This window comes from Kitasatospora sp. NPDC057940, from assembly GCF_042887425.1.
Taxonomy (GTDB): Bacteria; Actinomycetota; Actinomycetes; order Streptomycetales; family Streptomycetaceae; genus Kitasatospora.
This window is the reverse complement of sequence record NZ_JBHVPH010000012.1, coordinates 85,293-106,929: the sequence shown is the minus strand read 5'-3', so window position 1 is coordinate 106,929 and position 21,637 is coordinate 85,293. Positions and strand designations below refer to the sequence as shown.

The following is a 21,637-nucleotide window of genomic DNA, read 5'->3' as shown; positions in this document are numbered from 1 at the left end:
CTCAGTTGTCCAGGATCTTCAGCTCGGGGTGCGCGGTGCCGCCCTCGATCGCCGTGGAGGCGATGTGCGAGGCGACCCGCGGGTCCACCGGGTCGTTGGCCGGGTCGTCCAGCACCCGCAGGTGCTCGTACGTGGTCGCGCGCTGCGCCGGGACGCGGTCGGCGGCCCGGATGAGGTGGATCAGCTCGGTGAGGTTGGAGCGGTGCTTGGCACCGGCCGCAGAGACGACGTTCTCCTCCAGCATGACCGAGCCGAGGTCGTCCGCGCCGTAGTGCAGCGACAGCTGGCCGGCCTCCTTGCCGGTGGTGAGCCAGGAGCCCTGGATGTGGGCGATGTTGTCGAGGAACAGGCGGGCGATCGCGATCATCCGCAGGTACTCGAAGACGGTGGCCTGCGTCGAGCCCTTCAGGTGGTTGTTCTGCGGCTGGTAGGTGTAGGGGATGAAGGCCCGGAAGCCGCCGGTGCGGTCCTGCACGTCGCGGATCATCCGCAGGTGCTCGATCCGCTCGGCGTTGGTCTCGCCGGTGCCCATCAGCATGGTGGAGGTGGACTCCACGCCGAGGCCGTGCGCGGCCTCCATGATCTCCAGCCAGCGCTCGCCGGACTCCTTGAGCGGGGCGATCGCCTTGCGCGGCCGCGCGGGCAGCAGCTCGGCGCCGGCGCCGGCGAAGGAGTCCAGGCCGGCCCGGTGGATCCGGGTGATGGCCTCCTCGATCGAGACGCCCGAGATCCGGGCCATGTGGTCGACCTCGGAGGCGCCCAGGGAGTGGATCACCAGCTGCGGGAAGTCGGCCTTGATGGCCGAGAACGCGCGCTCGTAGTACTCCACGCCGTAGTCCGGGTGGTGGCCGCCCTGGAACATGATCTGGGTGCCGCCCAGTTCGACGGTCTCGGCGCAGCGGCGCAGGATCTCGTCGAGCTCGCGGGACCAGCCCTTGTCGCTCTTCGGCGGCACGTAGAAGGCGCAGAACTTGCACGCCGTCACGCAGACGTTGGTGTAGTTGATGTTGCGCTCGATGATGTACGTCGCGATGTGCTCGGTACCGGCGTAACGGCGGCGGCGCACCGCGTCGGCGGCGGAGCCGAGCGCGTGCAGCGGCGCCGAGCGGTACAGCTCCAGCGCCTCCTCCGGGGTGATCCGGCCACCGCCGGCGGCGCGGTCGAGCACGGCCTGCAAATCGGTGCTGGGCGCATCGAGGGTGGTCGCTGCGAGCTCGGTCACCTGGCCGCCTTCTCTCTCTCGGATACTGCAGTTCTCGGCGCTGCCGACCCCCGGACGGCGGGCGTCCGGGTACGGCCGAACCAGCCTACGCCAGGCCTTTCGAGCGTCCGCGTCAGCCCGCTGCCCGTCGGCCCCGGAGCACCCGAGCACCCGAGCACCCGAGCACCCGAGCACCCGAGCACCCGAGCACCGGAGCGCCCCGTCGCGCTCAGCCGACCGGCAGCGCCGCCGGCTCCAGCAGCCGCACCGCGACGTCCGACGCGAAGCCGCTGTCGTGCGCGACCCGGCGGGCGAACTCGGCGACGCCGGCCAGCTGTCGCTCGCCGAGCGAGAAGTCGAGGGCCTCGCTGAAGTACCGCTCCAGCACGTCCGCGCCGAACGCCTCCCAGCGGGCGGCCTGTTCGGCGACCTTGGCGGCCTCGACCAGTGAGAGGTCGCGGGACTCCAGGAAGGCCCGGTGCACGGCCGCGGTCAGTTCCGGACGGCGCTCGGCGAACTCGCGGCGCACGGCCCAGACGGCGAAGACGAACGGCAGGCCGGTCCACTCCTTCCACATCTCGCCGAGGTCGTGGACGGTCAGTCCGAGGTCGGCGGCCTGGCCGAGGTAGGCGCGCAGCGCCGGGTCGCCGATCAGGACGGCGGCGTCGGCCTCGGCGAGCATCGAGCTGAGGTCGGGCGGGCAGCTGAAGTAGTCGGGGCGGACGCCCTCGCGCTCCTCCAGCAGCAGCCGGGCGAGCCGGACGGAGGTGCGGCTGGTGGAGCCGAGGGCGACGCGGCGGCCGTCCAGGTCGGCGAGCGGCACCTTGCTGACGATGAGGCACGACATCACCGGGCCGTCGCTGCCGACCGCGATGTCGGGCAGCACCAGGAGGTCGTCGGCGTTGCGCAGGTACTCCACGCAGGTGATCGGACCGATGTCCAGCGAGCCGTCGACGAGCTGGTCGCTCAGCTTCTCGGGAGTGTCCTTGGTGAGGTCGAGGTCCAGCAGGTTGCCGGTCCTGGCGAGGCCCCAGTAGAGGGGGACGCAGTTCAGGAACTGGATGTGGCCGACGCGAGGCCTGACCGGGTGTTCCTGGGGCTCCCGCGATTGTCCGTCCGGTGCTGCCACTGCGCCGCTCCCTTGTACTGTTCGTGCGCTTTCCCGCAGCGTATGCCTGCTGTTCACAAAGGCTTGCACCGGGCACCCGACACGCGCCCGCGAGGCCTGCGGGAGGCCCCCGCGGGGCCCTACGACACGCGCCGTGGGGGCCGCAGTTCACCCCTGGTCGTCACAGCGACCGCATGCTAGCGTTGCCCTCAGTTGCAGTTTGATTCCCCTTGCAGTACTTGAAGCCTGCGGAGCATGTAACCGCGGGCTTTTTGTAGTTTTTCAGCAATATCGAAAAACTTCGGACTCGTCCGGAGGCAGGGCGATCAGCGCAGCGGACCGGGTGCCACACGGTGTGGCCCCGACACGTCCCTCGCAAGGAGAACGGCATGGCCACGGGAACCGTCAAGTGGTTCAACGCTGAGAAGGGCTTCGGCTTCATCGCCCAGGAGGGCGGCGGCCCCGACGTCTTCGTCCACTACTCCGCCATCAACGCGAGCGGCTTCCGCTCGCTGGAGGAGAACCAGGCGGTGAACTTTGACGTCACCCAGGGCCCGAAGGGCCCGCAGGCGGAGAACGTCACCCCCATCTGACATCCTCTGATGTTCTGATCGCTCGGGACCCCAGCGGGTCCGTCGGCGGCTCCCGACAGCCGTCACCATGAGCACAAGAGCAACACCCAAGGGGGCCCGCCCAACCGGCGGGCCCCCTGCCTTTTCCCCGGGCCTTTTCCCCGGGCCTTTTCCCCCAGCCTTCCCTCAGCCTTTCCCCGGCCTTTCTCCCGGCCGCACGCCCCGGGGAGCAGCACACCACCCGCGCCCCCGCGGCACGCACGAGGGCCCGCCTCCGCACCGGGGAACGGTGCGGAGGCGGGCCCTGGTCGCCGAGCCGGCGGGGATCAGGCGGCCACCGGGGCCGCCTTGTCCGTCTGCGCCGGGGCGGCGGCCGACGGCGCGTCCTCGTACAGGTCGCCGGAGGGGCGGTTGTAGGCGGCGACGTCGAGGATCTTCTCCCGCGAGGCCACCAGGACCGGCACCAGCACCTGGCCCGCGACGTTGGTCGCGGTGCGCATCATGTCGAGGATCGGGTCGATGGCGAGCAGCAGGCCGACGCCCTCCAGGGGCAGGCCCAGGGTGGAGAGGGTGAGCGTCAGCATGATGATCGCACCGGTGAGGCCCGCGGTGGCGGCCGAGCCGACGACCGAGACGAAGGCGATCAGCAGGTAGTCCCGGATGCCGAGGTCGATGTTGTAGACCTGGGCGACGAAGATCGCGGCGATCGCCGGGTAGATCGAGGCGCAGCCGTCCATCTTGGTGGTGGCGCCGAACGGCACGGAGAAGGACGCGTACTCGCTGGGGACGCCGAGGCGCTCGGTGACGCGGCGGGTGACCGGCAGGGTGCCGACCGAGGAGCGCGAGACGAAGGCCAGCTGGATGGCGGGCCAGGCGCCCTTGAAGAAGTTGACCGGGTTCAGGCCGGCGGCGAACTTCAGCAGCAGCGAGTAGACGACGAAGAGCACCAGCGCGCAGCCGACGTAGATGTCGAGGGTCAGCGTGGCGAACGGCTTGAGCAGGTCCCAGCCGTACTTGGCGACGGACTTGCCGATCAGGCCGAGGGTGCCGAGCGGGGAGAGCCGGATGACCCACCACAGGGCGGTCTGGGTCAGCTCCAGGACGGACTCGCTGAGCTTGAGGACCGGCTCGGCCTTGCTGCCGAGCTTGATGATCGCCGCGCCGACCACGACCGCCATGAAGACGATCTGCAGCACGTTCACCTTGGCGAAGGCGTCGACGATGTTGGTCGGGAAGATCCCGGTCAGGAAGTCGATCCAGGAGCCCTTGGAGTCGAGCGCCTTGAGGCCGTCGGTCTTGAGGTTGGTGCCCTGGCCGGGGTTGGTCAGCAGGCCCAGGCCCAGGCCGACGGCCACCGCGATCAGCGAGGTGATCATGAACCAGAGCAGCGTGCGGGTGGCCAGGCGGGCCGCGTTGGTGACGTTGCGCAGGTTGGCGACGCTCACCACGATCGCGGTGAACACCAGCGGCGGGACGGCCAGCTTGAGCAGCTGGACGAAGATCTTGCCGATGGTCTCCAGGGTGGTGGCCAGCCAGGAGATGTCGGCGGCGCGGGCCAGGTAGCCCAGGCCGACGCCGAGCAGCAGGCCGCCGACGATCTGGACCCAGAACGGGGTCTTGCGGATTCTCGCGAGCACGGACGGCGACGGGGTCGCCTCGGGCGCTGTGGACATGACGGTGCGGCTCCGGGGGAGGGCGTTGCTTCGACGGTGGGGGTGTGGCGGAGGAGGCGGCACGGCGCGCGGGCCGGGCGGGGAGGTCCCGGCCCCCGGTCAGGGGCGTGCCGCCGGGATACAGCTCATGGCGCGACAACGGCGCGGGCTGTCCACAGCACCGGTCAGAGCGCACGGGCGGGCGGCGCCGGGCAGCGAGCCCTGGCCGTGCTTCCGCGATGCGTCTGAGGTGGTCATGGCCGACACATTAGCAGCAAAGGTTTGAGATGTTCAAAGTAGTTGTTTGAGGTTGGGGTGAGATCCGGACACGAACGAAGCTGACACACCATCAGATCATCCCCACCGGCCCGATTGACCGCTGAACGGTTATACGTATAACTTTGACGGCGTCCCCGCCCCCGCCTGCCCAGACCGGAGAAGACGCCCGATGGGCTACCTCGCCCTGCTCCGCGCCCCCCATGTCAGCCGCCTGCTCCTCGGCACCCTGCTCGGCCGCCTGCCCGCCGGCATGACCGCCCTGGTGATCGCCCTCGCCCTGCGCGAGGCCGGCGCGCCGTACGGGCGGATCGGACTGGCCACCGCCGCCTACGCGATCTCCGCCGCCGTCGGCGGGCCGGTGCTCGGACGGATCGTGGACCGCACCGGGCAGCCCCGCGTCCTGCTCGTCTCCGCCGTGCTCGCCGGCGGCGGGTACGCGCTGCTCGCCCTCGCACCCGGCTCCGGGATCGCCGCCCCGCTCGGCGCCGCGATCGCCGGGCTCGCCATGCCCCCGCTCGAACCCTGCCTGCGCTCGCTCTGGCCGGACGTGGTGGAGGAGGAGCAGCTCGACACCGCCTACGCCTTCGACTCCGCCTCCCAGCAGATCCTCTACGTGGCCGGCCCGCTGGCCGTCGCCGGGATCGCCGGCCTGTTCAGCCCGGTCGCCGCGCTCTGGATGGCCGCCGGGCTGGGGCTGGCCGGCGCGCTGATCGTGGCCACCGCCGCCCCGGCCCGGGCCTGGCGCGCCCCGGCCCGCGCGCACTCCGCCGGGCTGCTCGGCCCGCTGCGCTCCCCCGGCCTGGTGCTGCTGCTGGTCGGACTGGCCGGGGCCGGCTGGGCGGTCGGCGCGCAGAACGTGCTGTTCATCGCCTACGCCGAGCACCACGCCGACGCCCTGCCCGGCGGCGCGGGCACCCTGCTGGCGCTGGCGGCGCTCGGCGGCCTGCTCGGCGCGCTCGCCTACGGCGCGGTGAAGTGGCGCAGCAGCACGGCCACCCGCACCTGGGTCATGGCGCTCGCGATGGCCGCGTCCTACCTGCCGCTGGTGCTGCTGCCCGGGCCGTACCCGATGGCCGCGCTGGCCTTCCTCTCCGGGATCGGGCTGGCGCCGCTGCTGGCGGCGGCGTTCGTGCTGGTCGCCGAGCTGGCGCCGACCGGGACGGTGACCGAGGCGTTCGCCTGGCTGGTGACGCTGTTCGCGACGGGCAACTCGCTCGGCTACGCGGTGTCCGGCAACCTGGCCGAGGACTCGCTGCGGCCGGTGGCGCTGTGCGCGGCGGGCGGGATCGCGCTCGGCGCCCTGCTGCTGTTCGGCGCCCGCCGCTGGTTCCACCCGGTGCCGCCGGCGCCGTCGGTGCGGCCGGTGCCGGTGGGCTGAGGCCCCCCACAGACGACCGCGCCCACCGGGGTCTGGCCGGCGGGCGCGGTCTTTCGTTCTCCCCTGCCCCTGCCTACGGCTTCGCGCCCCGCCCCGGCGCGCCGACCGCCGGCGCGGTGGAGGAGCGCAGCACCAGCGAGGTGGCCAGCGGCGGGACGGGCGCCGCCCGCTCGCCGCGCAGCAGGCCCGCCAGCGCCGCCGCGCCGACCCGGCCCAGCTCCTCGCCGGGCAGGTCGACGGTGGTCAGCGGCGGGGCCAGCAGCGCGGCCACCGCGACGTTGTCCATGCCGACCACCGACAGGTCGGCCGGCACCCTCAGGCCCAGCTCGGCGGCGGCCTGGTACACCCCGGAGGCGACCACGTCGTCGTCGCAGATCACCGCGCGCGGGCGGTCCGGGCGCTCCAGCAGGCGGTGCGCCACCGTCCGCGCGGCCGGCTGGCCCTCGTTCAGGCTCACGCCCAACTCCACGACCTCCAGGTCGAGTTCGGCGGCGACCTGCTCGAACGCAGCCTGCCGCACCCGGAACGTGTACGCGGAGTGGGTGGAGCGCAGCCGCCCGATCCGGCGGTGGCCGAGCCCGGCCAGGTGCTCGACGGCGGCGCGCATCCCGCCCGCCACGTCGAGTTCGACGGTCGGCCGGGCCCGGTCGGTGCCCGGGTCGGCGTCGAGGAAGACGACGGGGGTGTCGGCGGGCAGTTCGCCGAGCTGGCTGTCGTCCGGGGAGCAGATCAGCAGGCCGTCGAAGCGGCTGGTGGTGGCGGCCTCGGCGAGGGTGGCGCTCCCCCAGCCGGAGCTGACCACGACCGCCAGGCCGTGCCGGCCGGCCTCCTCGTGGACGCCCTCCAGCACCCGGCCGAAGAACGGGCCGAGGATGTTCGGCACCGCCAGGAGGATCATCCCGCTACGGCCGAGCCGCAGCTGCCGGCCGGCCGCCTGCGGGCGGTAGCCGAGGCTGCGGGCGGCCTCCCGGACCCGCTCCCGGGTCGCGTCGGAGACCCGGCGGCCGGCCTCGGCGCCGGAGAAGACCAGCGAGACGGTGGCCTGGGAGACCCCGGCGAGCCTGGCCACGTCCCGGCCGGTGGGCCGGCGCACCGGGGCCGGCCAGGTCCCGGCCTCCCCCTCGACGGCTGCCTCGGGCGACGCGGCCGACCCGCTCGACGCGGACGGCCCGGACGGCGGGTCGGCCGGTCCGGGCCCGGAAGCCGCAGAAGCAGAAGCGGAAGCGGGGTCGGAGGCGGAGGCGGAGGCGTCCGAGGCGGCGGAGTCGGGCACGGCGGCTGCGGCTGCGGGTCCGGCCGGGGTCAGCTCTGCCGGACGGCGGCCGCCCGGGCCGCCTCGTCGGCGGCGTCCTCCTCGGCGTTCTGCGCGGCGATCCGCTCGGCGGTACGGCTGCGCAGGCCGGAGACCTTGGTGGTGATCTGGGCGGACATGTCGTCGCGCTGACGGCTCAGCAGCACGTAGCTGAGCGGCGCGGACGCGATCGCGGCCAGCAGGAACAGGAAGATCACTCCGGCCTGGCCGCTGACCGGGATGATCTTGAAGTGCCCGAGCAGCAGGGCGACCAGCAGGCAGCCGAGGAAGATGCTGACCCGCAGGGAGGTGTAGCGGAGCGTGGCATGCGACTTCTCCTGGCCGGTGCTGCTCACGGGACACATCCTTTTCACTGGTCTGGGCGGGGCCGGTCTCCCAGTGAAGCATGCCTGACGGGGGGCGTGGGGAAGGGGGCGCCCGTCCCCCCGCCCGCCGCCGCCCGGCCGTCCTGCGGATCAGCGCAGGTCGAGCCACATGGTGATCTCGTCGCGGTCGTCCCCGGGGGCGACCCGGACCGCGGCCGGCACCCGGCCGACCTCCCGGTAGCCGCAGCGGGTGTAGAAGCGCTCCAGGCCCTGGCCGCCGCGCGCGGTCAGCCGCAGGCTCTCCAGGCCCCACTCCCGAGCCGTCCGCTCGGCCTCGGCGAGCAGCCGGACGCCGTAGCCGCGGCCCTGGCAGTCGGGGTGCACCATGACCCGCTTGAGCATCCGCCAGTGCTCCATCAGGCCGAAGCGCATCGACTCGAAGAAGAGGACGCCGACCAGCCGACCGGTGTCACTTTCGTGGGCGACCAGCAGCCGGTCCGGGCCGTCCGGCGCGACCCCGGCGAACTGGTGGTCGGCGGTGTCCCAGACCTCGTCCTCCGTCACCGACGCCACGAAGCCGACCGCGCCGCCGGCGTTGGTGACGTCGGCCCACAGCCGGACGACGGCGGTGCGCAGGTCCGGGTCGAGCTTCGGGTCCAGGGTGAAGATGAGCGCCATGGCTGCGGAGCCTAGCTCTCCGGTCCGACAGGCCCCCGACCCGCCCTGGGGGCCCGTCCTAGGCGAGGGCCGGGACGGGGCGGTCCGGCCGGCCGGTGCGCAGTGCCAGGCAGAGCCCGACGGCGACCACGCACAGGGCGCCGGCGCCGTACCAGGTGAGGTCGTAGTTCCCGAGCGCGTCGCGGGCCAGGCCCGCCAGCCCGGCGACGACGGCCGCGCCGATCTGGTGGCTGGCCAGCACCCAGCCGAAGACGATCGGGGCGTCCCCGCCGAAGTGCCGGCGGCACAGCGCGACGGTCGGCGGCACGGTGGCCACCCAGTCCAGGCCGTAGAAGACGACGAAGGCCAGGATCGGCGGCTGCAGCGAGCCGGCGAGCAGCTGCGGCAGCAGGAGCAGCGAGATCCCGCGCAGCCCGTAGTAGGTGACCAGCAGGATCCGGGAGTCGACCCGGTCGGTGAGCCAGCCGCTGAAGATGGTGCCGACCACGTCGAAGACGCCGATCATGGCGAGCAGGCCGGCCGCGGTGGTCACCGGCATGCCGTGGTCGTGGGCGGCCGGGATGAAGTGGGTGCCGACCAGGCCGGCGGTGGTGGCGCCGCAGATCGCGAAGGAACCGGACAGCAGCCAGAACGCCCGGCTCCGGGCGGCGTCCCGCAGCACCCGCAGCGAGCGGGTCAGGGCGCGGCCGTCGGCGGCGGGCGCCGGGGGCTCCTCGGTCGCTCCGTACGGGAGCAGGCCGAGGTCGGCGGGCCGCTCGCGCATCAGCAGCAGGACGGGGACGGCGACCGCGCTGGCCGCGAGCGAGACCACGATCACCGCCGAGCGCCAGCCGTGGTGCTCGACCAGCCAGGCGCCGACCGGCAGGAAGACCAGGTTTCCCGCTGCGCCGGCGGCGGTCAGCACGCCGGTGACCAGGCCCTGGCGCGCCTGGAACCAGCGGCCGGTGATGGTGGTGGCGAAGGCGCCGGCCATCGAGCCGCTGCCCAGGCCCACCAGCACGCCCCAGCAGAGCACCAGTTGCCAGGGTTCGCGCATCAGCATGGTGAGCCCGGAGCCGACCGAGATGGTCAGCAGCGCGCAGACCACCACCAGGCGCACGCCGAAACGGTCCATCAGGGCGGCGGCGAAGGGGGCGGTGAGGCCGTAGAGGGTCAGGTTGACGGAGGTCGCGCTGGATATCGTCCCGAGCGACCAGCCGAACTCGTTGTGCAGGGCGTCCATCATCAGGCTGGGCGTGGACCGGAAGCCGGCCGAGCCGAGCAGGACCAGCAGCGAGACACCGGCCACCACCCAGGCGTAGTGCACCCGGAAGCGGGCCGGGCGGGCGGGGCGGACGGGTCCTTCGGGGGCGGGCGCGGGGGCGGGGGCGAGGGCGTTGCGTTCGGTCACGCGGACGAGTGTCCCGAAGCGGCGCGGCCGCGACGAGTGGCCTGAATGACAGCTTTCGCAAGAATCGGGCCACGGTCCCGGCGTACCCTGGCCCGAACCGGCAGGACCGGCCCGAACCGGCCGGACTCGCCGACCGAACCGACCCGACTCAAACCGCCGACCCGGCCCGGGCGGCCGCACCACCGAAGGGGAACGGCATGGCCCACCTGGTCGCGGTACTCGCCCTCGACGGCGTGATCGCCTTCGAACTCGGCATCCCCGCCCGCATCTTCGGCGGCGCCAAGGACCCGGCCGGACGGCCGCTCTACGAGGTCGCCACCTGCACGCTGGACGGCCGGCCGGTCGCCACCAGCGCGGACTTCCGGATCAGCGTCGACCACGGGCCGGAGCTGCTGGAGCGGGCCGACACGGTGGTGATCCCGGCCTCCGCCGACGCGAGCACGGCCACCGTCGACACCGCCTTCACCCCCGAACTGGCCGCCGCGCTGCGCCGGATCCGGCCCGGCACCCGGCTGATGTCGATCTGCACCGGCTCCTTCCTGCTGGCCGCCGCCGGACTGCTCGACGGCCGCCCGGCCACCACCCACTGGCGCTACACCCAGCGCTTCGCCGAGCTGTACCCGAAGGTGCGGCTGGACCCGGACGTGCTCTACACCGACGACGGCGACCTCCTCACCTCCGGCGGGGTGGCCGCCGGGGTGGACCTGTGCCTGCACGTGGTCCGCCGCGACCACGGCAGCGCGGTGGCCAACGCGGTGGCCCGCAGCTGCCTGGTGCCGCCGTGGCGCGAGGGCGGCCAGAAGCAGTACGTCGAGGCCCCGAGCCCGGTGGACTCCACCGGCCACGGCACCGCCGCCGTCCGCGCGTGGGCACTGGAACACCTGGACCAGCCGCTGGCGCTGCGCCAACTCGCCGACCGGGCGGGCATGAGCGTGCGGACCTTCACCCGGCGCTTCCGCGAGGAGACCGGCGCCAGCCCCGGGAAGTGGCTCACCGTGCAGCGCACCGAGCGGGCCCGGCAGCTGCTGGAGCGCACCGACCTGACGATCGACCAGGTCGCCCGGGAGTCCGGTTTCGGCACCGCCGCCTCGCTCCGGCTGCAACTGCGCGACCGGCTGGACGTCGCCCCGAGCGCCTACCGGCGCACCTTCCGCACCGTCCCCGGGTGACCTCGGGCGGCTTCGGGTGCCCTGGGCGGCTCTCGGCCGAGTGGCCGAAAAGCGACGCCGGATGACGGCGGGTCGGATGGCGACCGGCCGCGTGCACCCCGAGCACGGCGCGGCCGGCCGCCATCCAATCGCGACGCACGGGCCCTGAACCCGCGCCGCGCCCTCCGCACTCGCCAAGGAGCGCCCGCGACCGGCGGTCCACGGCCCCCCTGCTGGCGTGGTCCCCCTGGACAACAGCACCGCGGCGGCGTTCGGGCGTCCCCTCGGCGTCCCCTCACTGACGGAGAGCCGCACCCAAGCGTGATCAGTCGGATACGTCACGTCAATGGGTAGTCCGAAATTCGGAATGGTTGCGTCAACTTTCGGCCGGTGATCTCCGCCAGTGATCTCCACCGACGATCACCGACGGGAACGGCGGCGGGAACGGCGGCGGGAACGGCGGCGAACCGAGCAGGCCCCGGGCTGCCGCTGCCGCTACTGCGCCAGCGCCGCCCAGTCCACGCCCGCCAGCGGGTCCGTCGGCCGGGCGTCCGCACCGATCTCGCACCACACCCGCTTGCCCGAGCCGTCCGGGAACCAGCCCCAGCGCTCGCAGAGCAGCTCGACCAGCTCCAGACCGCGCCCGTTGGTGGCGTTCTCGTCCGCCCCGGCGTGCCGCGGGGCGGGGGCCGTCCGGCTCGCGTCGGCGACCTCCACCCGCAGCGGGCCGGCCGGCTCGCCGCCCGCCTGGTCCTCCTCCACCGGCAGACAGAGCCGCAGCACCGCCGGACACCCGGTGTGCACCACGGCGTTGGTCACCAGCTCGGAGACCACCAGCACCACCGTCTCGGCGACCGGCGCGTCCGGGTCCACCCCGTGGTTCAGCAGCCGCGAGCGCACCCACCGACGGGCCCGGCCGACCTCGGCGGGGTCCGCCTGCACCGCCAGCTGTACCTGAAGAACCTGCACCGCTCCACCACCCGCACTCGCAGTTCGGCCATCGTCCCGATCGGGCCGGATCGTCCAGCCGGCGAACCCTCGCACATCGCCCGGTGCCACCCGGGCCCTCGGCCGGGCTCCCGCCCGGCGCTCACCCGACCTGTCCCGTCCGGGCCAACTCGTCCGGGCCAACTCGTCCGTCGCGCACTGGCCGCGACTCGATTACGCCTCAGGATGAGTGGGCGGACGGGCCTCGGCAAGCGCTTCGGGCATATTCCAGCGATCGGGGGACAGCGCAGTGCATACTGTCCCGTTCACTCTCGCGAGCCTCGTACCGGCACTCGTCCGGCCCGGGCCGACCCGCCGGTCCCCGCAGTGGCGAACCTACCTCCGGACGCCCCGCACGCCCGGCCCGCCACTCGCGAACCACCCGTGCGACATATGTCCAACGGCCTTCGAACAGCGGCCTCCACGGACCGCCCCGCACACGGGCCGCCGGTACGAGCGACAACCGGGCGACGACCGGGCGACGATCCGCGGGCCCGGGTTCCGTTCTTCGGGGAATGCTCCCGCCGCCGACCGGCCGCAAGATACCGTTGGGTACGCCAGCGAAACCCGGGCAGGAGGGTGGTTCCCGATGGCCACCCCCGACCGCGCGCCGCGCTGGGACGAGCAGCTCCAACGCCGCCTCGCCCGCGGCGAGGAGACCGCGCTCGGCGAGATCTACGACCAGCTCGCACCGATGGTGCACGGACTGGCCGGGCGGATACTCGCCGACCAGGCCGCCGCCGCCCAGCTCACCCGGGAGATATTCGCCCACGTCTGGGAGCACCCCGAGGACTTCGACCCCGCCCAGGGCTCGCTGCGCTCCTGGCTCGGCGCGCTCACCCACCGCCGCGCGGTCGACCGGCTACGGGCGCGGCGGGCCGCCGAGCGGGTACCGGGCGGCCCGGGCAGCGGACTTGACGGACCGGGCGGCGGCGAGGGCGCGGCCGAGGCGGAGATCCGCGCCGTGGCCACCGCCGCGCGCATGCAGTACGTGGTGGACTCCCTGCCCCAACCCCTGCGTGAGACCATCGCGGTGACGTACTACGACGGCCGCACCTACCAGGAGACGGCCCGGCTGCTCGGCATCAGCGAGCAGGCCGCCAAGCAGCGGATGCGGCTCGGACTGGAACTGCTGGCCACCGAACTGGCCGAGGAGCGCGCCCGCCACGACGAACGGCACGGCCGCGAGGGCGACCGGGAAGACACGGACGACGCGGGCGACAGGGACGACGGGGACAGGGGCGCATGAGCGAGCGGAGCGAGCCCACCACCGAGGAGCGGCACGACGCCCTGCGCTCGCTGCTCGGCGCCTGGGCCCTCGGCGCCTGCCCGAGCCATGACGCCGCCGAGCTGGAGCGGCACCTGCGCACCTGCCCGGAGTGCGCCGAGGAGGCCGCCCGGCTGCGCGAGGCGGCGGGCTGGCTCGCCCTGGACGAGCCGCTCGACCAGCCCAACTCGCTGCGCCAGCAGGTGCTCGACTGGTGCCTGGCCCGCCGCCCGGCCGAACTGCCCGTCCCCGCCTGGGGGATGCCGTACACCGCGGAGACGGCCAAGCTCGACGCGCTGCTGCGCGACCTCGGCCCGGAGGAGTGGCAGGAGGTGGCCGACCTGCCGTGGCACGGCGGCACCGGGCGGCTGCGCCCGGCCGAGGTGCTGTGCCACCTCGCCGCCGTGGACGGCTACCTGGCGCTCGCCCTCGGCCTGCCCGACCCGGTGCCGGCCGGCCCGGGCGCCGCACCGGCCCCGGCCGCCCGGCGGGTGCCGCGGCAGGAGCCGGCCGGGCGGCCGCCGGCGCTCCGGCTCCCGCCGCTGCTCCCGCCCCGGGTCCCGCCGCAGGGCGGGCCGTACGCCGGGATCGGCGAGCGCACCGCCCGGCTGGTCGCCGACCAGGCCGGCCTCCCGCCGCAGTCGGTGCGGGAGCGGTGGCGGCGGCAGACCCACGACCTGGTGCGCACCGCCGCGCTCGCCCCGCAGGGCAACACCCCCGTCGACTACGGCTTCGCCGTGCTGCCGCTGCGCGACGCGTTCGTGGACCGCGCCTTCGAGTGCTACGTGCACGGCGAGGACGTGGCCCGCGCGGTCGCCTACCCGTACGACCCGCCGGCGCCCCAGCACCTGCGGCAGATGGTGGACCTGGCGGTCCGGATGGTCCCGCGGGCACTGGCCGAGCTGCGTGCCGCCCGCGCCACCCGCCCCGAGCCCGCCGGGGCGCCGGCCCTCCCGCCCGTGGCGGACCAGGGTCGAGGCCGGGGCCGGCGGCTGCGACTGGTGATCGACGGCCCGGCGGCCGGCGAGTGGCTGATACCGCTGGACGGACCGGAGTCGGGGCCGCCCGGCGGCGAGCCGGTGGCCTCGATGGTGCTGGACGGCCTGGAGCTCTGCCAGCTGGCCGCCGCGCACCGCGATCCGGACCGGCTGCCGGTCGGCGAGCACGGCGACCGGGCCGCGATCCGCGAGGTGCTGCACGCCCTGCCGCTGCTGTCGCGGCCGTAAGCGGCCACGGCCGCGCCGACCGTCCCGACCGCGCGCCCCGGGCTCGCTACGCGAAGACCACCGTGCGGGTGCCGTTCAGCAGCACCCGGTGCTCGCTGTGCCACTTCACCGCACGGGCCAGCGCCTGGCACTCGACGTCCCGGCCGAGCGCGACCAGCTGGTCCGGGGTGACGTCGTGGGTCACCCGGGCCACCTCCTGCTCGATGATCGGGCCCTCGTCGAGGTCGGCGGTGACGTAGTGCGCGGTGGCGCCGATCAGCTTCACGCCCCGGGCGTGCGCCTGGTGGTAGGGCTTGGCGCCCTTGAAGCTCGGCAGGAAGGAGTGGTGGATGTTGATCACCCGGCCGGACAGCGCGGTGCACAGCTGGTCCGAGAGCACCTGCATGTAGCGGGCCAGCACGACCAGCTCGACGTCCTCCTTGGCGACCAGGTCCAGCAGCTGCTGCTCGGCGTCGGCCTTGGTGTCCCGGGTGACCGGGATGTGGTGGAACGGGACGCCGTAGCTCTCGGTCAGGTCGCGCAGGTCGGTGTGGTTGGACACCACCGCGGCGATCTCCACCGGCAGGGCGCCGATCCGGGTGCGGTAGAGCAGGTCGTTCAGGCAGTGCCCGAACTTGCTGACCATGAGGACGATCCGCATCCGCTGCTCGGTCGGGTGGATCTGCCAGTCCATCCCGAACGAGGCCCCGATCGCCGCGAAGCTGGCCCGCAGCTTGTCGGCGGTGACCGGCTCGGCGGCGGAGAAGTGCACCCGCATGAAGAACAGCCCGCTGTCCCCGTCGCCGAACTGCTGGCTGTCGATGATGTTGCAGCCGGTCATGAAGAGGTAGCTGGAGACGGCGTGGACGATGCCCTGCTTGTCGGGGCAGGACAGCGTGAGGACGTACTGGGCGCTGGCCGGCTGCTGGTCCACTGGGGGTATCCCGTCCTGGTGTCGTGGCGTTCGTGGGTGGTCCAGCGTGTCACATCCTGGACAGTCGCCGCCCGGCTGCCCGTACTGCGGGACGGCACTGCTCAGCGGCCCGGCCGAAAGCCCGACCGGGCACCCGGCCAGGCACCCGACCGGCGGCCCCGCCGTCGGCCGGGGCCCAGACCCGGGCCCGGACCCGGGCTCAGACCCGGGTGAGGATGCGCAGCACGTCCAGCGACTTGGGCGCCGCGTCCGGGTCGTCCCCGTCGTTCACCGCCAGCGCGACGTGCGCCTCGCGCGCGGCCCGGACCGCCTCCGGCCAGCCGGGGTGGCCGAAGTAGGCGGCGGCGTGGGCGTCCGCGCCGACCTCGTGCAGCAGCTGGACCACCCGCAGCACCGCGACGTCGACCAGGGCGGCCTCGGCGGAGTCGCGGAAGATCGTGCCCACGTACTTCTCGGCCGACCAGTGGTCCAGCCAGGTGTCCTCCACCAGCCGGTAGACGGCGTCGGTCACGTCGCCGTACCCCTCCCGGCCGTTCAGCCAGGTCTCCTGCTGGAAACCGGGGTCGGACAACATGTGCAGCGCCGAGCGCAGTCGGGCTCGCCAGCGCCACCAGGGCAGGTCGTTGAGCGGCATGCCGTTCATCGTGCTGGAGCGGTGGCCCGGACGAGAAGTGTTTCGGGCAGACCGATGCGAAGAATCTGTGCTGGCGGACATGGAGAACGATCGTACGTTCCCTGTCCGTTCGTACTCCACTCCCGATCTACACGCGTGCCCCACCGGATTTCAGCTCCCGTTGTCCGACCGTTCGCACTTCGGCCCTCTCTGCGTGTGGCGCCGGGGCTTGGCTTGCTCCGGTGCGCCGGATGGCGCCCCAGAGAGGGAAGACCGATGACCAGCCGAAGGGACCCGTTCCAGCCCCGGCACCAGTTCGCGCGGCGCCGCCGCCGCCCAATCGCCGCGGCCGCCACCGCCGCGGCCCTGCTCCCCACCCTCTTCTCGGCCTCCGCGTGCGGCGGACCGGCCGATGCCTCCACCAACGGCGGCGACCTCACCGTGATGACCTGGTCCCCGTCCGGCACCGGCGCCGCCGACCGGCCCGGCATGACCGCCCTCGCCGAGGCGATCGGCCGGGACGTCAACCTCAAGGGCGGACTGAACGGCCGCCGGCTGCAGGTGCTCACCTGCAACGAGCACAACACCTCCGAAGGCGCCAAGGCCTGCGCCCAGCGGGCGGTGGACGCCAAGGCGGTCGCCGTGATCGGCTCCTACAGCCAGTACGGCTTCGACTTCATGCCCGTCCTGGAACGCGCCGGCATCCCCCTGATCGGCGGCTACGGGCTCTCCCAGCCCGAGTTCAGCAGCCCGCTCTCGTACCCGGTGGACGGCGGCATGCCCGCGCTGATCGGCGGCAGCGGCCGTCAGCTGGTCGAGGCCGGCTGCAAGGCCGTCGCACTCGTCCGCCCGGACACCCCGTCCGGCGACAACCTGCTCGGCTACCTGGCCAACGCGCTCAAGCCGGCCGGCATCAAGCTGCTCGACGTCAAGGCTCCCGAGCAGTCCACCGACTACACGGCGGTGGCCCGCAAGGCGATCGGCAAGGACGAAGCGGCGAACTGCGTCACCAGCGCCCTCGCCGCCGAGCCGACCGGCAACCTGCTGGACTCCTACCGCCGGCTGAACCCGAGGAACACCCGGTTCGCCTCGGTGATCGGCAGCGTCCAGCAGTCGGTGGTCGACTCCACCGGCGGCGACTCCGGCCCGCTGGCCGGCACCTACGTCACCAGCTGGTACCCGCCGGAGTCGGCGAAGGTCTGGGACGGGCTGCGCGCGGTGGTGCGCGCCGACACCTCCGGCGGCCACAGCATCGACGTCTCCGATCCCGGCGTGCAGACCACCTGGGTCGCGTACGAGGTGTTCCGACTGGTCGCCGAGAAGGTCGCGGCGTCCGGCCGGCAGGTCACCGAGAAGACCGTCACCGGGCTGCTGGACAGCGGCGAGAGCATCGACGTCGGCCTCACCCCGCCGCTGAACTGGGGCACCCCCAACATGCTGCCCAGCACCGAGTCCCCGCGGCTGGTGAACACCTGGGTCACCTACCAGGTGGTCAAGGGCGGCCGGATGACCCTGCAGCAGCCGGGCTTCGTGGACATCCGCTGGGTGCTCACCGGGGGCCGCCCGCCGGCGTGACGCCGGAACGGCACAGGACCGGTGACGAAGGACGGACGACGAAGGGGCGGGCCGGCGGGCCCGTTCCCCCGTCCGTCCTAGAGGTCGCCGTCGCTGCGGCTGGGCAGGCCGGTCTGGGTGGCGATCGCGTTCCACAGGGTCGAGGCCTGCTTCTTCGCGGTGGTCGCCGTGCCGCTGGCCTGGACGGCGTTCTTGTAGTGCTGGTTGTCCAGCTTCTTGGGGTCGCAGGCGCCGGGCGCCTGTGAGTCCCCGGCCCAGGCCGCGTACTCGTCGTCGGCCTGCGCGGAGGCGGTCCACGCCGCGTTGAGCTGCTCGACCAGCTGCTGGCCGCCGGGCAGCTTGTCGGCCTTCAGCTGACCGAGCTTGGTCTGGAGCTCGCGCCGCTTGCCGGCCGCGCCGGTGAGCGCCTGCTGCGACTCGGGCAGCTTGTCGCACTTCTGCACCGCGGCGACCGCGCCGACCACCGCCGAGCGGCTGTCGCTCGCGGTGCCGAGCAGGTCCGACAGCGGCTGTGCCTGGGCCTTGACCGCCGGGTCGACGGTGGCGCCCGAGCTGCTCGCGCTCGCCGTGCCGGGGGTGGCGCTGCCGGTGGCGGCCACCGGGAGGGTCTTCTTGGCGTCGGCGGCGGGGGTGGCGTCGTCCCCGTTCACCAGGACGGCGACCAGGATGCCGGCCACCGCGAAGCCGGCCACCACCCCACCGATGATCAGCTTGTTGGACGGGCGGCCGCCCCGGGCGGCCGGAGCCTGCGCGCCCGCCTGGGTGGTGTCGAAGCCCTGTCCGTGGTCCTGCCCGTAGCCCTGGCCGTAGCTCTGCCCGTAGTCCTGACCGGGGTAGGCCGGCGCCGGCTGCGGCTGCCCGGCCTGCGAGTAGCCCTGGTAGCCGCCCGGGCCGGGCTGCTGCGGGTAGCCGGCCTGGGACTGGCCCGTGGGGTAGCCGCCCGCGTACGGGTCCGCGCCCGGGTACGGCGGGAGGTGCTGCGTCTCCGGCGCCGGCTCGTGCTGCGGGACGCCGTAACCGGGCTGCGGGGCGCCGGCCCACGGGGCGGGCTGGGCCGGCATGGCCTGGGTCGGCCGCGCGTGCCCGCCCTCGCCGAGGTACTCGGGCTGCCCGGACGGCTGCCCCACCGGCGGCACGCCCGCCTGCCCCTGCGGGTGGCCCTGGGGCTGACCCTGCGGCTGGCCCGGCACACCGCCCTGGGTCTGGCCGGGCTCGGGGCGGAACAGGTCGTCCAGGTTGAAGTCACCCGAGTTGGGGTACGAGCGGCGCTGGCTCAACGCGATTCCTCACCTGTGCACGACCGCGCGCTGACGGCGGACCACATCTCGTCGGTTCTTGGGGGCATCACAGTTCCTTGGACGTCACGCCCACGCTACCGGTTCGCCGAACCGGGTGACCACGCGGGCGGGACATCCCTCACGCTCCCCTCACGCCGCCCCGCCGGGGCCCGGGGCCTCGGACCGGCCCTGGCACCCCGGACGTGACACTAGGCGGCCTCCGCATCCGCCCGGGCGTGGAACTCGCGGACCACCCGCTGCTCCCGGTAGGGCTCCAGCCTGCGCCGGAACTCGTCCAGGTACTCCACGCCCCGGTTGGAACGCAGCCCGCTCAGCAGCCGGACCGCCTGCGCGCCCGTCTCACAGGCGCGTTCGAGGTCCCGCTGCTGCAACTGGGCGGTGGCGAGCAGGACGAGGTCCACCGCGCGGCGGCGGACCCGGGTCGGCGGGTGCAGGTCGAGCGCCCGGCGGGCGTAGTGCTCGGCCTGGCCGGCCTGCTCCAAGTCCCGGTGGCAGTGGGCCAGTTCGTCCGACAGGTAGGCGTCGTCGAAGTGGACGATCCAGTCCGGGTCGTCCTCCGGGCGGCGCTTCTCCATCATCTCCAGCGCCTTGGCCGACACCGCCTCGCAGGAGCGGGCGTCCCCCAGCAGGGCGTGGCCGCGGGCCTCGGCGGCGTAGAACATCGCCATCGCCGTCGGGGTGGCGACCGTCCGGGCGCCCTCCTGCGCGGCGCGGGCGAGCTGGGCGATCTCCCGCGGGTTGCCGAGCGTCGCCGCCAGGTGGCTCATCGACGCCGCCAGCACGTAGCCGCCGTAGCCGCGGTCGTCGGCCGCCTGGGCGAGCCGGAGCGCCTGGATGTAGTAGCGCTGGGCCAGGCCGGGCTGGCCGGTGTCCACCGCCATGTAACCGGCCAGTTCGGTCAACCGGGCCACCGCGGCGAAGAGTTGGCGCCCGGTCTCGTCCCGGTACGCCCCGCCGAGCAGGCTGGAGACCACCGAGTTGAGGTAGTGCACGACCACCGGGCGCACGTGACCGCTGCCGAAGCGGTGGTCCAGGTCGACCAGCATCGTGGTGGTGGCCTTGATCGCGGCCACGTCGGTCGGGCCGACCCGGGGGCCGCCGGTGCGCGCCACCACCGGGTCGGGCGGGGTGATCAGCCAGTCCCGACTGGGCTCCACCAGCGCGGAGGCCGCGACCGTGGCCCCGGTCAGGAAGTCCCGCCGCCCGACGTCGCTGCGCCAGAGCTCGCAGACCTGCTCCAGGGCGGCGTTCAGGGTCGGCGCGAACTGGAGCCCGATGCCGGAGCTGAGGTTCTTGCCGTCGGCCATGCCGATCTCCTCGACCGACACGCTGCGGCCGAGCTTGCGGCCGAGGGCCTCGGCGATCACGGCCGGCGCCTGCCCGCGCGGCTGCTGCCCGCGCAGCCAGCGGGCGACGGAGGTCTTGTCGTACCGCAGGTCCAGACCGTGCTCGGCGCCGCAGAGGTTGACCCTCCGGGCCAGGCCGGCGTTGGAGCAGCTGGCCTCCTGGATCAGTTGCTGCAGACGCTCGTTGGGCTGTCGTGCGACGAGTGGTCTTGCGGCCATTGGGTTTCGCCTCCCCACACCCTCCGGTCCCGGCCGGCGGGCGACGATTCTGCTGATCTGTTGCCGACTGTCCGACCGTCCAAGGAATCTGACACCAGGTTAGCGATCAGCAACGCCAGCGGGATACCCACGGTGACGATCCGCACCCCCCACGCGCCCTGGGAAATGCTCCTGTGCGCCCCCACTGCGCCTGCCCCCGCCCGCCTCAACTCGGTCGAGTAACCGGATCGGGTGACATTGCCGGTATGCGCCCAACCGGCTTGCGCCGGGCCGTAACCAGCCTCACACACGGTAGTTGAGCAGCGCGTGGAAGACATCCCCGACTCCCCCGACCAGGGCAAGAACGCCGCACTGCCCCCGCTGCTCATCGAAGCCGTCGGCTACGCCGAGAACCGCCACTGGGAGGTCGCTCCCGGTGCCTGGCTGATCGACGGCGACGGGCCCGCCCGCTGCTCCTGCGGCGACCGGCGCTGCCTGCTGCCGGGGGCCCACCCGCTCGACGCGGACTGGGCCCGCAAGGCGAGCGCCGGGCCGGGGGCGGTGCGGCGCTGGTGGACCGAGCGGCCGCAGGCCTCGATCCTGCTGCCCACCGGCCGGTCCTTCGACGTCCTGGACGTCCCGGAGACGGCCGGCTGCCTGGCGCTGGCGCGGATGGAGCGGATGGACCTCCAGCTGGGCCCGGTCGCGGTGCTGCCCGCCTCGCCCGGCCGGATCGGCCGGCGGCTGCACTTCCTGGTGCTGCCCGGGGTCGCGGCCAAGCTGCCGGAGATGCTCCGCAAGCTCGGCTGGCCGCCCGGCCGGCTGGACCTGGTGGCCCGCGGCGAAGGGGACTGGACGGTCGCCCCGCCGTCCCGGATCGGCGGCACCGGCTACGCCCAGTGGGCCCGCTCCCCCTCGGCGCTCAACCGCTGGCTGCCCGACGCCGCCGAGCTGATCAGCCCGCTCGCCTACGCCTGCGGACGCGAGGCGCCCGCGGCCGCCCACCCCCAGCCCGCCCAGCCGGCGGCAGCGGTGCGCTGAACGGGCGCAGCAACGGTTCACCACCTCGGTTCACCACCTCGGTTCACCACCTCGGTTCACCGTCTCGGTTCACCGCCTCGATTCACCGCCCCGTGAACGGCCGCCCTCCGCCTATCGGGTGAGGGCGCGCAGCGCGCGACACCCCGCGCC

The 21,637-nt window shown here is 73.8% G+C and carries 19 protein-coding genes; 7 read left to right on the top strand and 12 right to left on the bottom strand.

Features of this window, described 5'->3' with window-relative positions:
• Position 1 precedes the first annotated feature (1 nt).
• Both mqnC and ACFVTF_RS19910 read right to left on the bottom strand, forming a co-directional pair.
• A complete protein-coding gene (mqnC, locus tag ACFVTF_RS19915) occupies positions 2-1,222 on the bottom strand; it encodes a cyclic dehypoxanthinyl futalosine synthase (RefSeq protein WP_063348156.1) in 1,221 nt (406 codons plus the stop codon).
• 208 nt (positions 1,223-1,430) lie between these two features.
• Positions 1,431-2,330, bottom strand: coding sequence for a menaquinone biosynthetic enzyme MqnA/MqnD family protein (locus ACFVTF_RS19910; RefSeq protein ID WP_371517476.1), 900 nt, complete (start codon positions 2,328-2,330; stop codon positions 1,431-1,433).
• Between the two features lie 368 nt (positions 2,331-2,698).
• On the opposite strand from ACFVTF_RS19910, the gene ACFVTF_RS19905 reads away from it, so the two are divergent.
• Positions 2,699-2,902, top strand: a complete 204-nt coding sequence (locus ACFVTF_RS19905; protein WP_052580872.1) for a cold-shock protein — start codon at positions 2,699-2,701, stop codon at positions 2,900-2,902.
• 305 nt (positions 2,903-3,207) lie between these two features.
• Here the strand turns inward: ACFVTF_RS19905 and ACFVTF_RS19900 are convergent, their stop codons facing one another.
• Positions 3,208-4,554: a dicarboxylate/amino acid:cation symporter gene (locus ACFVTF_RS19900; RefSeq protein WP_371517477.1), complete on the bottom strand. Its 1,347-nt coding sequence runs from the start codon at positions 4,552-4,554 to the stop codon at positions 3,208-3,210.
• A gap of 427 nt (positions 4,555-4,981) precedes the next feature.
• On the opposite strand from ACFVTF_RS19900, the gene ACFVTF_RS19895 reads away from it, so the two are divergent.
• A complete protein-coding gene (locus ACFVTF_RS19895) occupies positions 4,982-6,190 on the top strand; it encodes an MFS transporter (protein ID WP_371517478.1) in 1,209 nt (402 codons plus the stop codon).
• A 73-nt stretch (positions 6,191-6,263) separates the two neighbouring features.
• Here the strand turns inward: ACFVTF_RS19895 and ACFVTF_RS19890 are convergent, their stop codons facing one another.
• From ACFVTF_RS19890 to ACFVTF_RS19875, 4 genes are all read right to left on the bottom strand, one after another.
• The gene (locus ACFVTF_RS19890) at positions 6,264-7,259 is read right to left on the bottom strand and encodes a LacI family DNA-binding transcriptional regulator (RefSeq protein ID WP_371517479.1); all 996 of its coding nucleotides are present in this window, start codon (positions 7,257-7,259) and stop codon (positions 6,264-6,266) included.
• Between the two features lie 233 nt (positions 7,260-7,492).
• The gene (locus tag ACFVTF_RS19885) at positions 7,493-7,837 is read right to left on the bottom strand and encodes a DUF4229 domain-containing protein (RefSeq protein WP_371517480.1); all 345 of its coding nucleotides are present in this window, start codon (positions 7,835-7,837) and stop codon (positions 7,493-7,495) included.
• Between the two features lie 120 nt (positions 7,838-7,957).
• On the bottom strand, positions 7,958-8,485 hold the full coding sequence (locus ACFVTF_RS19880) for a GNAT family N-acetyltransferase (protein ID WP_387815068.1): 528 nt from the start codon (positions 8,483-8,485) through the stop codon (positions 7,958-7,960).
• 58 nt (positions 8,486-8,543) lie between these two features.
• Positions 8,544-9,875 carry an MFS transporter gene (locus ACFVTF_RS19875; RefSeq protein WP_387815066.1) on the bottom strand — a complete coding sequence of 444 codons (1,332 nt, stop codon included), beginning with the start codon at positions 9,873-9,875 and terminating at the stop codon, positions 8,544-8,546.
• Between the two features lie 197 nt (positions 9,876-10,072).
• Between ACFVTF_RS19875 and ACFVTF_RS19870 the strand changes: the two genes are divergently transcribed.
• Positions 10,073-11,044 carry a GlxA family transcriptional regulator gene (locus tag ACFVTF_RS19870; RefSeq protein ID WP_387815064.1) on the top strand — a complete coding sequence of 324 codons (972 nt, stop codon included), beginning with the start codon at positions 10,073-10,075 and terminating at the stop codon, positions 11,042-11,044.
• Between the two features lie 474 nt (positions 11,045-11,518).
• Here ACFVTF_RS19870 and ACFVTF_RS19865 read toward each other — a convergent pair whose 3' ends face one another.
• On the bottom strand, positions 11,519-11,992 hold the full coding sequence (locus ACFVTF_RS19865) for an ATP-binding protein (protein ID WP_371517484.1): 474 nt from the start codon (positions 11,990-11,992) through the stop codon (positions 11,519-11,521).
• Positions 11,993-12,599: 607 nt separating this feature from the next.
• Between ACFVTF_RS19865 and ACFVTF_RS19860 the strand changes: the two genes are divergently transcribed.
• Together ACFVTF_RS19860 and ACFVTF_RS19855 are read left to right on the top strand one after the other, a co-directional pair.
• Positions 12,600-13,259, top strand: coding sequence for a sigma-70 family RNA polymerase sigma factor (locus ACFVTF_RS19860; protein WP_387815062.1), 660 nt, complete (start codon positions 12,600-12,602; stop codon positions 13,257-13,259).
• Positions 13,256-14,503 (top strand): anti-sigma factor family protein, encoded by a 1,248-nt coding sequence (locus ACFVTF_RS19855; protein ID WP_387815060.1) that lies wholly within the window; start codon positions 13,256-13,258, stop codon positions 14,501-14,503. The genes ACFVTF_RS19860 and ACFVTF_RS19855 overlap by 4 nt, the downstream gene beginning before the upstream one ends.
• A gap of 46 nt (positions 14,504-14,549) precedes the next feature.
• Here the strand turns inward: ACFVTF_RS19855 and purU are convergent, their stop codons facing one another.
• Together purU and ACFVTF_RS19845 are read right to left on the bottom strand one after the other, a co-directional pair.
• Positions 14,550-15,416, bottom strand: coding sequence for a formyltetrahydrofolate deformylase (gene purU / locus ACFVTF_RS19850; protein WP_371517487.1), 867 nt, complete (start codon positions 15,414-15,416; stop codon positions 14,550-14,552).
• A gap of 199 nt (positions 15,417-15,615) precedes the next feature.
• Positions 15,616-16,131, bottom strand: a complete 516-nt coding sequence (locus tag ACFVTF_RS19845) for a hypothetical protein (protein ID WP_387815058.1) — start codon at positions 16,129-16,131, stop codon at positions 15,616-15,618.
• A gap of 174 nt (positions 16,132-16,305) precedes the next feature.
• Here ACFVTF_RS19845 and ACFVTF_RS19840 point away from each other — a divergent pair, with 174 nt between their 5' ends.
• The gene (locus ACFVTF_RS19840; protein WP_387815056.1) at positions 16,306-17,604 is read left to right on the top strand and encodes an ABC transporter substrate-binding protein; all 1,299 of its coding nucleotides are present in this window, start codon (positions 16,306-16,308) and stop codon (positions 17,602-17,604) included.
• Between the two features lie 77 nt (positions 17,605-17,681).
• Here ACFVTF_RS19840 and ACFVTF_RS19835 read toward each other — a convergent pair whose 3' ends face one another.
• Both ACFVTF_RS19835 and ACFVTF_RS19830 read right to left on the bottom strand, forming a co-directional pair.
• The gene (locus ACFVTF_RS19835; protein WP_387815054.1) at positions 17,682-18,881 is read right to left on the bottom strand and encodes a hypothetical protein; all 1,200 of its coding nucleotides are present in this window, start codon (positions 18,879-18,881) and stop codon (positions 17,682-17,684) included.
• A gap of 209 nt (positions 18,882-19,090) precedes the next feature.
• Positions 19,091-20,467 carry a transcriptional regulator gene (locus ACFVTF_RS19830; protein ID WP_350877580.1) on the bottom strand — a complete coding sequence of 459 codons (1,377 nt, stop codon included), beginning with the start codon at positions 20,465-20,467 and terminating at the stop codon, positions 19,091-19,093.
• 315 nt (positions 20,468-20,782) lie between these two features.
• Here ACFVTF_RS19830 and ACFVTF_RS19825 point away from each other — a divergent pair, with 315 nt between their 5' ends.
• Positions 20,783-21,487 (top strand): bifunctional DNA primase/polymerase, encoded by a 705-nt coding sequence (locus tag ACFVTF_RS19825; RefSeq protein WP_244293629.1) that lies wholly within the window; start codon positions 20,783-20,785, stop codon positions 21,485-21,487.
• Positions 21,488-21,637: the final 150 nt, after the last annotated feature.

What these genes read in the sequence shown, in the direction of transcription:
- ACFVTF_RS19905 (WP_052580872.1), top strand. Translation starts at nt 2,699, where the DNA reads ATGGCCACGGGAACCGTCAAGTGGTTCAACGCTGAGAAGGGCTTCGGC.
- ACFVTF_RS19900 (WP_371517477.1), bottom strand. Translation starts at nt 4,554, where the DNA reads ATGTCCACAGCGCCCGAGGCGACCCCGTCGCCGTCCGTGCTCGCGAGA.
- ACFVTF_RS19895 (WP_371517478.1), top strand. Translation starts at nt 4,982, where the DNA reads ATGGGCTACCTCGCCCTGCTCCGCGCCCCCCATGTCAGCCGCCTGCTC.
- ACFVTF_RS19880 (WP_387815068.1), bottom strand. Translation starts at nt 8,485, where the DNA reads ATGGCGCTCATCTTCACCCTGGACCCGAAGCTCGACCCGGACCTGCGC.
- ACFVTF_RS19870 (WP_387815064.1), top strand. Translation starts at nt 10,073, where the DNA reads ATGGCCCACCTGGTCGCGGTACTCGCCCTCGACGGCGTGATCGCCTTC.
- ACFVTF_RS19860 (WP_387815062.1), top strand. Translation starts at nt 12,600, where the DNA reads ATGGCCACCCCCGACCGCGCGCCGCGCTGGGACGAGCAGCTCCAACGC.
- ACFVTF_RS19855 (WP_387815060.1), top strand. Translation starts at nt 13,256, where the DNA reads ATGAGCGAGCGGAGCGAGCCCACCACCGAGGAGCGGCACGACGCCCTG.
- ACFVTF_RS19845 (WP_387815058.1), bottom strand. Translation starts at nt 16,131, where the DNA reads ATGTCCGCCAGCACAGATTCTTCGCATCGGTCTGCCCGAAACACTTCT.
- ACFVTF_RS19840 (WP_387815056.1), top strand. Translation starts at nt 16,306, where the DNA reads ATGACCAGCCGAAGGGACCCGTTCCAGCCCCGGCACCAGTTCGCGCGG.
- ACFVTF_RS19830 (WP_350877580.1), bottom strand. Translation starts at nt 20,467, where the DNA reads ATGGCCGCAAGACCACTCGTCGCACGACAGCCCAACGAGCGTCTGCAG.